This is a genomic window from Bordetella sp. H567 (assembly GCF_001704295.1).
Lineage (GTDB): Bacteria > Pseudomonadota > Gammaproteobacteria > Burkholderiales > Burkholderiaceae_B > Bordetella_C.
Window position 1 is genome coordinate 2,429,676 of sequence record NZ_CP012334.1, and the last position, 13,625, is coordinate 2,443,300.

13 protein-coding genes are annotated in these 13,625 nt (G+C 66.9%); 9 read left to right on the forward strand and 4 right to left on the reverse strand.

Annotated features, from left to right (window positions below; translation table 11 throughout):
- Window position 1: 1 nt before the first annotated feature.
- From AKI39_RS10920 to AKI39_RS10945, 6 genes are all read left to right on the forward strand, one after another.
- Window positions 2-694, forward strand: a complete 693-nt coding sequence (locus AKI39_RS10920) for a VIT1/CCC1 transporter family protein (protein ID WP_066635535.1) — start codon at window positions 2-4, stop codon at window positions 692-694.
- A 329-nt stretch (window positions 695-1,023) separates the two neighbouring features.
- On the forward strand, window positions 1,024-2,139 hold the full coding sequence (locus tag AKI39_RS10925; RefSeq protein WP_066635537.1) for a high-affinity branched-chain amino acid ABC transporter substrate-binding protein: 1,116 nt from the start codon (window positions 1,024-1,026) through the stop codon (window positions 2,137-2,139).
- Between the two features lie 99 nt (window positions 2,140-2,238).
- The gene (gene livH, locus AKI39_RS10930; RefSeq protein ID WP_066635539.1) at window positions 2,239-3,165 is read left to right on the forward strand and encodes a high-affinity branched-chain amino acid ABC transporter permease LivH; all 927 of its coding nucleotides are present in this window, start codon (window positions 2,239-2,241) and stop codon (window positions 3,163-3,165) included.
- Window positions 3,165-4,397: a high-affinity branched-chain amino acid ABC transporter permease LivM gene (locus AKI39_RS10935; protein ID WP_066635541.1), complete on the forward strand. Its 1,233-nt coding sequence runs from the start codon at window positions 3,165-3,167 to the stop codon at window positions 4,395-4,397. The genes livH and AKI39_RS10935 overlap by 1 nt, the downstream gene beginning before the upstream one ends.
- Window positions 4,394-5,161 (forward strand): high-affinity branched-chain amino acid ABC transporter ATP-binding protein LivG, encoded by a 768-nt coding sequence (livG, locus tag AKI39_RS10940; protein ID WP_066635544.1) that lies wholly within the window; start codon window positions 4,394-4,396, stop codon window positions 5,159-5,161. The genes AKI39_RS10935 and livG overlap by 4 nt, the downstream gene beginning before the upstream one ends.
- Entirely contained in the window at window positions 5,161-5,862 is a 702-nt protein-coding gene (locus AKI39_RS10945) for an ABC transporter ATP-binding protein (RefSeq protein WP_066635546.1), read from the forward strand. The genes livG and AKI39_RS10945 overlap by 1 nt, the downstream gene beginning before the upstream one ends.
- Window positions 5,863-5,945: 83 nt before the next feature.
- On the opposite strand, the gene AKI39_RS10950 is transcribed toward AKI39_RS10945, so the two are convergent.
- The 3 genes from AKI39_RS10950 to AKI39_RS10960 form a co-directional block, all read right to left on the reverse strand.
- Window positions 5,946-6,644, reverse strand: coding sequence for an aspartate/glutamate racemase family protein (locus tag AKI39_RS10950; protein WP_235610820.1), 699 nt, complete (start codon window positions 6,642-6,644; stop codon window positions 5,946-5,948).
- 41 nt (window positions 6,645-6,685) lie between these two features.
- Window positions 6,686-8,134, reverse strand: a complete 1,449-nt coding sequence (locus tag AKI39_RS10955) for an N-acyl-D-amino-acid deacylase family protein (protein ID WP_066635550.1) — start codon at window positions 8,132-8,134, stop codon at window positions 6,686-6,688.
- A gap of 208 nt (window positions 8,135-8,342) precedes the next feature.
- Window positions 8,343-9,329, reverse strand: coding sequence for a Bug family tripartite tricarboxylate transporter substrate binding protein (locus AKI39_RS10960; RefSeq protein WP_066635552.1), 987 nt, complete (start codon window positions 9,327-9,329; stop codon window positions 8,343-8,345).
- 202 nt (window positions 9,330-9,531) lie between these two features.
- On the opposite strand from AKI39_RS10960, the gene AKI39_RS10965 reads away from it, so the two are divergent.
- From AKI39_RS10965 to AKI39_RS10975, 3 genes are all read left to right on the forward strand, one after another.
- On the forward strand, window positions 9,532-10,497 hold the full coding sequence (locus AKI39_RS10965) for a LysR family transcriptional regulator (protein ID WP_066642722.1): 966 nt from the start codon (window positions 9,532-9,534) through the stop codon (window positions 10,495-10,497).
- An 89-nt stretch (window positions 10,498-10,586) separates the two neighbouring features.
- Complete coding sequence (locus AKI39_RS10970; RefSeq protein ID WP_066635554.1) at window positions 10,587-11,225, forward strand: glutathione S-transferase family protein; 639 nt, start codon at window positions 10,587-10,589, stop codon at window positions 11,223-11,225.
- A gap of 284 nt (window positions 11,226-11,509) precedes the next feature.
- Complete coding sequence (locus AKI39_RS10975; protein WP_066635556.1) at window positions 11,510-12,778, forward strand: MFS transporter; 1,269 nt, start codon at window positions 11,510-11,512, stop codon at window positions 12,776-12,778.
- Here AKI39_RS10975 and AKI39_RS10980 read toward each other — a convergent pair.
- Window positions 12,732-13,625: a DMT family transporter gene (locus AKI39_RS10980; RefSeq protein WP_066635558.1), complete on the reverse strand. Its 894-nt coding sequence runs from the start codon at window positions 13,623-13,625 to the stop codon at window positions 12,732-12,734. The two genes, AKI39_RS10975 and AKI39_RS10980, sit on opposite strands and share 47 nt — an antisense overlap.

Below are 13,625 nucleotides of genomic sequence, written 5' to 3' on the forward strand. Positions count from 1 at the left end.
CATGCCGGCTTCGCATTTTCATCGTATCCATCGCAGCGGGTGGCTGCGCGCCGCCGTGCTCGGGGCCAATGACGGCATCGTCTCGACGGCCAGCCTGATCGCCGGCGTGGCCGCCGCCCAGGGCAGCCATGGCGCCATCCTGACGGCCGGCCTGGCCGGTCTCGTCGCCGGCGCGCTGTCCATGGCGGCGGGCGAATACGTTTCCGTCAAGTCACAGTCGGACGTCGAACGCGCCGATCTGCAGCTGGAACAGAGTTCGCTGTTGCGCAATTCGGCGGTGGAACTGCAGGAACTGGCGGATATCTACGTCAACCGCGGGCTGCCGCCCGCCCTGGCGATGCAGGTCGCCCAGGCCTTGACCGCCCATGATGCCCTGGATGCGCATGCGCGCGACGAACTGGGTATTTCCAAAGTCACGCGCGCGCGTCCCGTGCAGGCCGCCGTGGCATCGGCGCTGAGCTTCGCGACGGGCGCGGCGTTGCCCCTCGTCCTGGCCTTGCTGGTGCGGCGGCCTGATTGGCAGTTGCCCGCGGTCGCGCTAGGGTCGGTGGCGTGCCTGGCCTTGCTGGGCGCGGTGGCGGCGTGGGCGGGCGGCGCGCCCAAGACGAGGGCGGTGGCGCGGGTCTCGCTATTGGGCATCGCCGCGATGGGAGTGACCGCTGGGGTGGGGTCGCTTTTCGGGGTGGCCGGCTAGGGCTTGTCGACGCTGGAAGGCCTTAACAGCGCTGGCGCATCGCCAGGCGCCGGCGGCGTCGCAGCGGGATGCCGCGCAGGCTGCAAGGAGCCGTTACCTTCAGCTGTTATGAGTGTGTGCAACTGCTGTATCCTTGCTCCGTCACCGAGCCCATACAGTTTCAGCGATATTGGGGAATACACCCAGTGACAGCCCGTATGGCAGCTTTCAGAATACGCGCCACATCGTGGTTTGCCCAAGAAGCCGGTGATGCACGATAGGCGGCCAGGAACATCCTTCCGGACGGCCGGTACGTGCAGAGTCGCTCAACCCTAGCGGAGATCTCTCGCATGAATAAGCTGCAACGCCTGACCCCGATCGCGCTCACGCTGGGGGCGCTAATGCTCGCCGGCGCCGCGCATGCCGCCGATACCATCAAGATCGGCATTCCCCAACCCATGACGGGTGCCAACACGCAGTACGGCGACCAGATCCAGGCCGGCGCGTTGACCGCCATCGAGACCATCAACGCCAAGGGCGGCGTCAAGGGCAAGAAGCTCGAACCCATCCTCATCGACGACGGCTGCGAGCCCAAGCAGGCCGTGCCGGCCGCCAACCGCGTCGTCAATTCCGGCGCCAAGTTCGCCGTGGCCCATGCCTGTTCGGGCGTGACGGTTCCTGCCGTGAACGTCTACGAACAGGAACATATCGTCGGCATCACCCCGGGCGCCACTTCGCCGCTGGTCACGGACACCATCAAGCCGCATTACTTCTTCCGCACGATCGGCCGCGACGACCAGCAGGGGCCGTTCGCCGCGAACTACATCGCCAAGAACGTCAAGCCGAAGAAGGTTGCGGTGCTGAATGACAAACAGACGTACGGCGCCGGCGTGGCCAAGCAGGTAGAGGAAACGCTGAGGAAAGACGGTGTGAACGTCGTCATGGTCGAGGGCATCAATGTCGGCGACAGCGATTATTCCGCCGTCATCACCAAGCTGAAGTCGGCCGGCGTGGACTTCGTCTATTTCGGCGGTTATCACCCGGAGCTGGGCCTGCTGCTGCGCCAATCGCGTGAACAGGGCCTGAATGTGCAGTTCATGGGACCTGAAGGCACGGCCAACCAGGACCTGGTCGCCATCGCCGGCCCGGCCATCGACGGCCTGCTGGTGACCCTGCCGTCGGACTTCACCAAGCTGCCCGGCAACGAGGGCATCGTGAAGGCCTTCCAGGACAAGAAGCGCGATCCGGACGGCGCCTTCCAGATGCCGGCCTACGCGGCGGTGCAGATCCTGGCGGACAGCATCAACGCCGTGGGCGAGGATCCGAACAAGGTCGCGGACTACATGCATCAACACCCTTTCAACACCGCCATCGGCAAGGTCGAATACGATGCGAAGGGCGACCTGAAAAACTTCGAATTCGCGGTATTCAAATGGGACAAGAACGGTAAGAAAACGCCGTTGTAATGGTGACTGCCCCGTGCCAGGGGCCCTCATTCGAACGCCCAGGTTTCCGGCTCCGGGTCGTATTACCGGGGCCGGTGCTATTTGGAGCCTACATAAGACATGTCTGATCTTCTTCCCCAACTGACGCAACAGTTCTTCAATGGACTGTCGCTGGGCGCCATCTATGCCCTTATTGCCATCGGCTACACGATGGTGTACGGCATCATCGGCATGATCAACTTCGCGCATGGCGAGATCTACATGATCGGCGCCTATGTCGGCCTGGTGACGCTGACCGCCATCGGCACGCAAAGCGGGGCCCCGGTGCCGCTGATCGTGGCGGCGATGCTGATCGCCGCGATGGCCGTCACGGGGATCTACGGGTTCGCGGTCGAACGGGTGGCGTACCGGCCCTTACGCGGCAGCCCGCGCCTGGTGGCGCTGATCTCCGCCATCGGCATGTCGATCTTCCTGCAGAACTGGATGGCGCTGGGGCAGGGCGCGCGCGACATGGCGGTGCCCAATATCATCTTCGGCGCGGTGAATTTCACGATGGGCAGCAAGTTCGACGTGACGGTGCCGTACTCGCGCATCATGATCATCGTGGTGACCATCGTGCTGATGATCGTGCTCTCGCTGTTCATCAAGTATTCGCGCATGGGGCGCGCCTCGCGTGCGTGTTCGCAGGACATGCACATGGCCAACCTGCTGGGCATCGATACCAACCGCGTCATTTCGTTCACCTTCGTGCTGGGCGCGGTGCTGGCGGCCGTGGGCGGCGTGCTGATCGCGCTCACCATCGGCAAGCTCAATCCCTTCATCGGCTTCATCGTCGGCATCAAGGCCTTCACGGCCGCGGTGCTGGGCGGCATCGGCAGCATTCCCGGCGCCATGCTGGGCGGCGCCTTGCTGGGGCTGGTCGAAACGTTCGCCGCGGCCTATATCTCGTCACAGTACAAGGACATCATCGCCTTCTTGCTGCTGGTCCTGATCCTGCTGTTCCGCCCCACCGGCTTGTTGGGCAAACCCGAGGTGGAAAAAGTCTGATGGCGAATCACATCAAGAATGCATTCATCGCGGCCATCCTGACCGCCTTCATCGTCACGCCGGTGTTCGGCCTGCAGCTGGTGCGCCAGGGCGCGCGCACGCTGATGAATCCGCACTGGAGCAACGTGCTGATCGCCATGGCGGTCGTCTTCGTCGGGCAGTTGCTGCGCCCCTGGCTGGCGCTGCCGTTCAAGCGCTTGAAGCGCGAGCTGCCGACCTTGCCCGCCGCGCCGGCGCAGCGGCACAAATGGCTGATGGTGGCCATCGTGGTCGTCGCGATCGTCTGGCCGTTCTTCAGCGATCGCGGCGCGGTGGATATCGCCACGCTGGTGCTGATCTACGTCATGCTGGGCCTGGGCCTGAATATCGTCGTGGGTTTCGCCGGCCTGCTGGACCTGGGATTCGTGGGCTTCTACGCGGTGGGCGCCTATACCTACGCGCTGCTGTATCACTGGGGCGGCTGGAGCTTCTGGGAATCGCTGCCGTTTTCCGGTGCGGTGGCGGCGCTGTTCGGCTTCGTGCTGGGTTTTCCCGTGCTGCGCCTGCGCGGCGACTACCTGGCCATCGTGACGCTGGGCTTCGGCGAGATCATCCGCCTGCTGCTGATCAACCTGAACTGGCTGACCGGCGGCCCGGACGGCATTTCCGGCATCCCGAAGCCCTCGGTATTCGGTTTCGAGATGGCGCGCACGGCCAGCGTGGAAGGGCAGAAGACCTTCCATGAGCTGCTCGGCCTGACTTTCCAGAACCAGCACGTCATCATCTACTTGTACCTGACGGCGCTGATGCTGGCGCTGATCACGCTGTTCGTCGCCACGCGGCTCAAGCGCATGCCCGTGGGCCGCGCGTGGGAAGCCTTGCGGGAGGACGAAATCGCCTGCCGCTCCCTGGGCCTGAATCCGACGCGGATCAAGCTGTCCGCTTTCACCCTGGGCGCCATGTTCGCCGGCTTCGGCGGTGCGTTCTTCGCCGCGCGGCAGGGCCTGGTCAACCCCGAGTCCTTCACCTTCATCGAATCCGCGTTGATCCTGGCCATCGTCGTGCTGGGCGGGATGGGCTCGCAGGTGGGCGTCATCCTGGCGGCCATCCTGCTGACGGTACTGCCGGAACTGGCACGCGAATTCGCCGAATACCGCATGCTGATGTTCGGCCTGGTGATGGTCCTGATGATGATGTGGCGTCCGCAGGGGCTGCTGCCGATGAAGCGTCCTCACGTGGAGCTGGGCAAATGAGCGACGTGCTATTGAAAGTATCCGGCCTGCGCATGCGCTTCGGCGGCCTGCTCGCCGTGGACAACGTCGAATTCGACGTCAAGAGCGACGAAGTATTCGCCATCATCGGCCCGAACGGCGCGGGCAAGACGACGGTGTTCAACTGCGTGGGCGGCTTCTACAAGCCGACCGACGGCGACATCGTCATGGACGGCCAGCGCATCACCGGCCTGTCCAGCCATGTGGTCGCGCGCCATGGCCTGGTGCGCACCTTCCAGAACGTGCGCCTGTTCAAGCAGCTGACGGTGCTGGAAAACCTGCTGGTGGCCCAGCACACCCAGGTCGAAACCCGTCTGTTGCCCGGCCTGCTGAAGCTGAAATCCTATCGGCAGGCGGAAGTCGATGCCCTGTCGCGCGCCGCCCAGTGGCTGGATTTCATGGGGCTGCGGCAATATGCCAACCGCGAAGCGGGCAACCTGGCCTACGGCCACCAGCGCCGGCTGGAAATCGCGCGTTGCATGATCACCAAGCCGCGCCTGCTGATGCTGGACGAGCCGGCCGCCGGCCTGAACCCCCAGGAAAAGCAGGAGCTGCAGCGCCTGATCGACCGGCTGCGCCGGGAATTCGGCGTGGCGGTGCTGCTGATCGAACACGACATGAGCCTGATCATGGGCATTTCGGATCGCATCCTTGTCATGGAGCATGGCAAGCCCATCATGACCGGCACGCCCCAGGCGGTGCGTAGCGACAAGCGCGTCATCAAGGCGTACCTGGGAGAAGAGTAATGCTGAAGCTGGAAAACGTGCACACCTACTACGGCGCGATTCAGGCGCTCAAGGGTGTGTCCGTGACCGTGGAGGAAGGCGAGATCGTCACGCTGATCGGCGCCAACGGCGCGGGCAAGACGACGATGCTGATGACCGTATGCGGCAATCCGCAAGCCAAGTCGGGGGCGATCACCTTCCAGGGACGCGATATCACGCGGATGGAGACGTCGCGCATCATGCGCGGCGGCATCGCGATTTCTCCCGAGGGCAGGCGGGTGTTCAAGGACCTGACCGTGGCGGAAAACCTGATGATGGGCGGGTTCTTTTCCAGTCGGACGGAGATCCAGAAGGGCCTGGAATACGTGTACGACCTGTTCCCGCGCTTGCAGGAGCGGGCCGAGCAGCGCGCCGGCACGATGTCCGGGGGCGAACAGCAGATGCTGGCCATCGGGCGCGCGCTGATGTCGCGGCCGCGCCTGCTGCTGCTGGACGAACCCACGCTGGGCCTGGCGCCCCTGATCATCGCGCAGATCTTCGAGATCGTGCGCACCATCCGCGACCAGGGCGTGACCGTATTCTTGGTGGAGCAGAACGCCAACAAGGCGCTGCAGGTGGCCGATCGCGGCTATGTGCTGGAAAACGGCAAGGTCGTGCTGCACGACACGGGCGCCAACCTGCTGGCCAACGCGGACGTGCGCAAGGCGTATCTGGGCGGGTAAGGCGATGGGCCAGGGATGACGGCGGCCGCCGATCGGCGCGCGCCCGCCGGTGCGGGACACCGGCGGGCGCGCCGTTGCGCGGCTCAGGCCGCCCGCGACTGACCCGTGGCCTGGTCCGCCTGATAGCGCTGGATGACGGCCAGCGCCAGCGCGTCGATGGAATCCGTCATCGGTACATCGAATTCCTGGCGGCGGTCGTGCGGGATCGCCAGGGGCAGCTCGGTGCAGCCCAGGGCGACCGCCACGGCGCCGCGCGATTCCAGGAGGCGTACGCAGGCGGCGGCGGGCTCGTAGGCCTCGGACAGCCGGTTCGCCTTGACCGCCAGAATGGACTTGGTGCAATAGGCGACCTGTTCTTCCTCGGTCGGCACCACGCATTCATAGCCGTGGCGCTCCAGGTGGCGCTGGTACAGGCCCAGGCGCAGCGTGGCCTCGGTGCCCATCAGCCCGATCCGGCCCGCGCGGATGCCGCGCCGGTGCAAATCCTCGACGACGGATTCAATGATATGCAGCACCGGCGCACGCGAGGCCTGCACCATCTGGTCGTACCACAGGTGCGCGGTATTGCAGGGAATGGCGATCAGGCGCGCGCCGCTGTCGTTCAGGAACCGGATGCCGCGCAGCAGATAGGGCAGGGGATCCTCGCCGCCTCGTGTGGCGGCGGTACGGTCGGGCACACGCGGATCGTTCAGCAGCACGGCCGGGATATGGTCCTGGTCGCGGTCGGCGGGGGTAAGGGCGGACAGCCGCAGGGCGAAGGCGGCGCCGGCCATCGGGCCCATGCCGCCCAGGATGCCCAGATAGCAGCCGGGATGCGCGTCGTTCACTGCAATGACTCCGGTTTTCGGGTAGGCGCCAGGACCTTGCCGGGACGTTCAGCGCCCGCGGCGCCGTCGTTCCAGACCCGGCGTCCGTTGACCCAGACGCCCTCGATGCCCTGGCTGACCTGGACAGGCTGTTCGAAGGTGGCGCGGTCGGAGACGCGGTCAGGGTCGAACAGGACCAGATCGGCATAATAGCCCGGTTGCAGCAGGCCGCGCTCGGCCAGCCCATAGTTGCGGGCGGCCTGGCCCGTCATTTTGTGGACGGCTTCTTCCAGGGAAAGCAGGGACTGCTCCCGCACCAGGGTGCGCAGCACATTGGTGAAAGTGCCCCATTGCCGGGGGTGCGGATGCGGATCGAACGGCAGGCCGTCCGAGCCCACCATCGCCAGCGGATGGGTCATGATGCGCTTGACGTCCTTTTCGTCCAGCAGGAAATAGATCGCGCCGGCGGGGGACAGCTTTTTCAGCGTTTCCTCGTCGCTCAGCCCCAGTTCCTGCATGACGTCCGCGAAATCGCGCCCCTTCGCCTCCGGGTAACCCTTGGACCAGGTGATCATCGTGCGACGCGAAATGCGCACGCGATCCAGGCGCAGCATGGTCGACGTGGCGGGATAGGGGTGGCAGTCCAGGCAGACCGGCTGCATGGCGCCCGCGCGCTCCATCAGGGCCAGGGTCTCGGCAGAGCGCCCATGGTTCTTTTCGCCGGCCAGCTTGTGATGCGAAAACACCACCAGGCAGTCCAGCGCCTGGCCGATCGCCAGGGCTTCCTCCATGGCGGGGACGATGTGGTCGGCCTCGTCGCGCAAGTGCGTCGCGTACAGTCCGCCGCGCGCGCGGATGGGCGCGCCCACCTCGATGATCTCGTCCGTGGGCGCGTGCGCGGCCGGCGGATAGAAGGTGCCGGTGGACATGCCGAAGGCGCCGGCCGCCATGGCTTCTTCCATCATCGCGCGCATGGCCGCGATCTCTTCGCCGGTGGCCGCACGCCCGGTATCGCTCATGGCCGCCACGCGCAGCGTGGTGTGGCCGACCAGGGGGATGACGTTGACCGCCGCCGGCGCCGCGCGCAGTGCCTGCAGCCAGTCGGCGAAGCGCTTGAAGCGGAACAGCGACGGCGGTCCCAGCAGGTCCAGCGGCTGGGGAATCTGCTCCGCGACCAGGGGCGCCAGGCTGACGCCGCAGTTGCCCGTGACGACGGTGGTGATGCCCTGCGACACCTTGGGCGTCATGTCCGGATGCGCCAGCAGGTAGCCGTCGTCGTGGGTATGGGAATCGATGAAGCCGGGGGCGAGAACCCGACCCCGCGCGTCCAGCGCCGGAACGTCCGGCGCGTCGAAGCTGCCGATGCCGGCGATGCGCTCGCCGGCGATGGCGACGTCGGCGACATAGCGCGCCTTGCCGCTGCCGTCGATCACGGTGGCGTTGCGCAGGATTAAGTCAGCGTTCATATCAGTACTCCACAGCGCTACGCGCATCGCATGAAAGGGTCTAGCCCGACCGGGGACGCCGCGGAGCCGGCTTTGCCGGTCCGCCGGCGTCGCCCCCTTGAGGGGGAGCGCGTAGCGCTCGGGGTGGGTTTCCCCCCGGTCCGCTGGCGTCGCCCCCTTGAGGGGGAGCGCGTAGCGCTTCGGGAGTGGGTTCCACCCGTTACACCCTCTAGTCCAGTTTCTCGATCTTGGCGGTTTCGATGATTTCGCGCCACTTGGCGGTTTCGCTGTTCATCAGCTTCTTGAAGTCCTCCGGGCTGCCGCCGGCGGGCACGGCGCCCAGGGTGGCCAGGCCTTCGCGGACTTCCGGTGCCTTCAGCGCCTGTTCGATATCGGCGTTGATCTTGGCAACGACGTCCTTGGGCGTGCCGTGGGGCGCGACCACGCCGCCCCAGGCGACGGTCTCGTAGCCCTTCAGGCCGGCCTCGTCCAGCGTGGGCACATCCGGGAACAGGTCCAGGCGCTTCAGGCTGCTGACGCCGAGGGCGCGCACCTTGCCGCTCTTGACCAGGGGGCCGGCTTCGGAGGAGTTGGCGAACAGGTAGTCGATGCGTCCGCCCAGCAGGTCCTGGATGGCCGCGGGGCCGCCGTTGTAGGGAATGAACATGACGTCGATCTTGGCCATGCTCTTGAACAGCTCGCCGCCCATATGGCCGGTGGTGCCGACGCCGGGCGCGCCGTAGGAAAGCTTGCCCGGGTTCTTGCGGGCGAGGGCGATCAGGTCCTGCACGCTGTGGGCGGGCGAGCTCTCCGGCACGATCAATACGTTGTACAGGTCGAACATGTGGATGACCGGCTCCAGGTCCTTGTCCACGTCATAGGGCAGTTTCTTGAACAGCGACAGATTGACGGCCAGCGTGTTGATGTTGCCGTAGCCGATCGTATAGCCGTCCGGCGCCGCGCGCTTGATCAGGTTGATGCCGATGTTGCCGGCCGCGCCGGGACGGTTTTCCACGATGATCGACGCATTGGTCTGCTTGGACAGCTGCGTGGTGATCAGGCGCGACAGGACATCCGGCGATCCACCCGCGGCGGACGGGACGACGAAGGTGACCGTATGATCCGGCCAGTTGGCGCCCGCGGCGGCTGCGCTGCCGGCGACGGTGGCCAGGGCTGCCGCGACGGCCCAGCGGCGGAACTGCGTGAACGTGGACATGGTCCATTCCCCTTGTTTGGTTTGGGTGTGCGTGGTTGGGTGAAACCCGACACCGTACCACCGCCCGCGTGCCGGCCGCATATCAAAAAATATGGAAAACCTATAATCGCGCGTTATCCAACCAAGCCTGGGCGTGGCCCCGCGGCATCGCCGCGGCGGCGCGGCCGTCGAACCGGGACAGGGCATGCACGAAGACGATCCCATGCTGGAAGGCAGCGCGCCGCGCGGCGGCGATGCCGGGACACGTCCGCCGCTGAACCTGCGCCAGATCGAAGTCTTCCGCGCCATCATGTTGTCCGGTTCCATCAGCGGCGCGGGCCGCATGCTGCATGTGTCGCAGCCGGCCATCAGCCGCGTGCTGGCGCTGATGGAAAGCCGGCTGCGCTATCCGCTGTTCGAGCGCTCCCGCAGCCGCCTGACGCCAACGGCCGAAGCGCGCCGCCTGTATGCGGAAGTGGAGCAGGTGTACGGCGGGATCCAGCGCGTCAACGAGCTGGCGACCAGCCTGGGCGAGGCCGGCGCGGGCATGCTGCGGGTGGTGTCCAGCGCCAGCTTCGGCCAGCGCATGATCCCCATCGCCCTGCGCGAGCTGCGTGCGGCCAAGGCCCACGTCCGCGTCGATTACCGCAGCGCCACCTTCGACGAACTGGCGGGGCATTTCCTCGGCGGCCATGCCGACATCGCCGTGTCGATGCGGCCCCCGGATCATCCCAACCTGGTTGCGGTGGAGCTGGGGCGCACGGACGTCGTCTGCATCCTGCCGCCTGGCCATGCGCTCGCCGCGCGGCCCGTGGTGCGGCCGCAGGATTTCTGCTCGGTGGATTGGGTAGGCTATCCCGCCGAAGCGCCGCTGGGCCGGGTGCTGGCGGAATTCTTCGGCGGCACGCCGCCGCACGCGGCAGCGGTGGAAGTGCATTCGCCCGTGATGGCCGCAGCCTTCGTGCAGCAGGGCCTGGGGCCGGCCATGGTGGATGCCTGGTGCGTCGGTCCCGAATTGCGGCGCTCGGTGGCCGTGCGGCCGATCGCGCCCGCGGCCCAGGTAGGCATCTGGGCGACCTATTCCGACCTGCAGCCCTTGCCGCTCATGGCGCGCCGCTTCCTGGCGGTGCTCCGGACGGTCATCGCCGGCGAACCGGCGCCGGTTTTCGGTAATCCGGTTACGTCCTGATGCGCCCGCCGGCGCGGCGGCGGTGTACAGTTTTCTCAGCATTTGCCGCCACGCGGGCCGCGGGGGAATACTCGCAGGGGAGCGCCGCCATGACGCACTACGAATTGATCGGTTCGCGCGGTTGCGGTTCGGCGATCGTCGAGGCCGCGCTGCGGCTGGCCGGGCTGGACAGCCGCATCACCGATGTCCCTTACCTGAAACCCGGCCCGGGGCGCGACCGGCTGCTGCGGCTCAATCCGCTCGGCCAGGTGCCCACGCTCATCCTGCCCGGCGGCGCCGTGATGACGGAAAGCGCGGCCATGATCCTGCACCTGAACGACGCCGCGCCGCATGCCAACCTGGCGCCCGCGGCGGGCAGCCTGCAGCGTGCGCGGTTCTTCGAAATGCTGGTGCGGCTGGCCGCGGCCATTTATCCCACCTTCACCTACGGTGACGATCCCGCGCGCTGGACCGGCGACGGCGAGGCGGCGCGCAAGCTGCGCGCAAATACCGATGCGCGGCGCGAATTGCTCTGGCGCAGCCTGGAGGAGCAAGTCAGCGAACCCCACATCCTGGGTGACCAGCTCAGCGCGCTGGACCTGTACGTGACCGTCATGACCCACTGGCGCCCACGCCGTCCCTGGTTCGACGAGCATTGTCCCCGGCTGGCGGCGGTGGCCGACCAGGCCGCCGGCCACCCGCGCATCCGCGACGTGCTGCATCGGCACTTTTCCGGCGCGGGCGACTGAGGACGCGGCGTTGCGCCGCCCCTCCGGCCTCGCGCCGCGACAGTCGCGCGGCGATGTCCTTCCATGGGCTCGACAACGCCTGGTCTGCCAGCGCGCGATTGGACAACGAGGGCGGATTCGTCCTACTGTAGCGCCTGGCGCCGCGCCGTTTTTTTTTGCCTTGGGGCCGCCCCAGGGCCCAAAAAGCCCCCTTGGGGACAGCAAGCCGAGTTATCGGGGCGGCGCGGGGTTTTTTCGGTCCGGGGAGGTCTTCGGGCCGGTGGGTATGCCGTTTTTTCCTCCTCATGACTTCGCCATCGACCACGCGTAGCGCGCCGCAGGGCGCGGATGCGCCGCCGCGCCACAGGCGCGGCACCCCGGGTTACCGCAACACCAACTGGGCGCTGTTCGCCGCCGGCTTTTCCACCTTTTCGCTGATGTATTGCGTGCAGCCGCTGCTGCCGCTGTTCACCACCCACTTCGGCATCACGCCCACGCAGAGCAGCCTGTCGCTGTCGCTGACGACGGGGTTGCTGGCGGTGGCGATCTTCATCGTGGGCTTCTGGTCCAGCCGCCTGCCGCGCAAGGGGATCATGGCCGCCTCGCTGTTCGCATCGGGCATCCTGACCCTGCTGGTCGCACTGACGCCGACGTGGCACGCGCTGCTGGCGGTGCGGGGCTTGCAGGGCCTGGTGCTGGGCGGCGTGCCGGCGGTCGCCATGGCCTACCTGGCGGAGGAAGTCGCGCCGTCGGACCTGGGGTTCGCCATGGGGCTGTACATCGGCGGCAGCGCCTTCGGCGGCATGGCGGGCCGCGTGATGACCGGCCTGGTGGCCGACTACTTCGATTGGCGCGTCGCGATGATGGTGGTCGGCGCGCTAGGTATCGGTTCAGCCCTCCTGTTCGTCATGAGCCTGCCCGCATCGCGCCATTTCACGCCCCAGCGCGGTGGCGGGTGGCAGGCCGCGCGTACCGGCATCATGACGCACCTGGTCGACGTCAACCTGCTGTCGCTGTTCGCGCTGGCGTTCCTGCTGATGGGCGGCTTCGTCACCATCTACAACTATGCCGGCTTTCGCCTGCTGGCGCCGCCGTACTCGCTCAGCCAGGCCGCGATCAGCGCCATCTTTACCGTCTACGTGGTGGGCATATTCGCCTCGGCGCTGTTCGGCCGCCTGGCCGACCGTCACGGGCGTGGCCTGATGCTGTGCCTGGGCGTGGGCACCATGTTGGTGGGAACGCTGCTGACGCTATCGCCCGCGCTGTTGCTGGTGATTGCCGGCGTGATCCTGGCGACCTTCGGTTTTTTCGCGGCGCATGCCGTCGCCAGCGGCTGGGTCGGCCAGCTGGCGCGCGGCTACAAGGCGCAGGCGGCCTCGCTGTATCTGCTGGCCTATTACCTGGGCTCCAGCGTGTTGGGATCCGTCGGCGGCAAATGCTGGGAAGTTGCCGGCTGGAATGGCGTCGCGGGATTGATCGCGACGCTGCTGGTCCTGGGATTGGGCCTGGCGTGGCGGCTGTATGCGGTTATTGGCGCGCCTTGCGCCTCGGCCGCATCGTCTCGCGCAGGATGATGGACAAGCCGGCGGCCACGATGACGGCCGCGCCGATACAGGTGGTGGCGTCCGGTGTTTCCTGCCAGAACACCCAGCCCAGCAGGGTGGCCCACAGCAGTCCCGTGTAATCGAAGGGCGCCACCACCGAGGCGGGCGCGATCCGGAAGGCCTGGGTGATCAGGGACAGGCCCAGCGTACTGAACAGCGCGACGCCGGCGAAGAAGGGCCAATGGGCGGGATCGGGCCTGTGCCAGAACCACGGCAGGGTCGTCGCGGTACACACCAGCTGCGCCACGACGATATACAGGGCCATTGTCAGGAAACTTTCGCCGGGGCCGATGGCCCGCGCGGTGAGCATCATCGCGGCGTAGAGCACGGCCGTCACCAGGGGCAGGAGGGCCGCGGGCTGGAAGCTCGCCGTGCCGGGACGCACGATCAGCAGCACGCCGACGAAGCCCAGGCCGATGGCGCCCCAGCGCAGGGCGTCGACGCGTTCCTTCAGGACGAAGACGGACAGCAGCGTGACGCACAGCGGCGCCGCATAGGAAATGGCCGTGGCTTCCGCGAAAGGCAGATAGCGCAGGCTGGCGTAGAAGGCGCTGGCGGAGACCACATTGATCGCGCCGCGCAGCAGATGGATGCCGGGGTGGCGCGTGCGCAGCGCCTGCCTGCCACCCAGCGCCAGCACGATGGCCGCGACGAAAGGCAGGGCGATGGCGCAGCGCAGGAACAGGATCTGGGTGGGCGGGTAGCTTGCACCCAGCCACTTGGCGATGGCGTCGCTGATCGTCAGGCACAGCATGCCGCACAGGATGCAGAGGATCCCCGCGCTCGCCGGGCGGCGGGCCGTGGCAGGTGGCGGCAT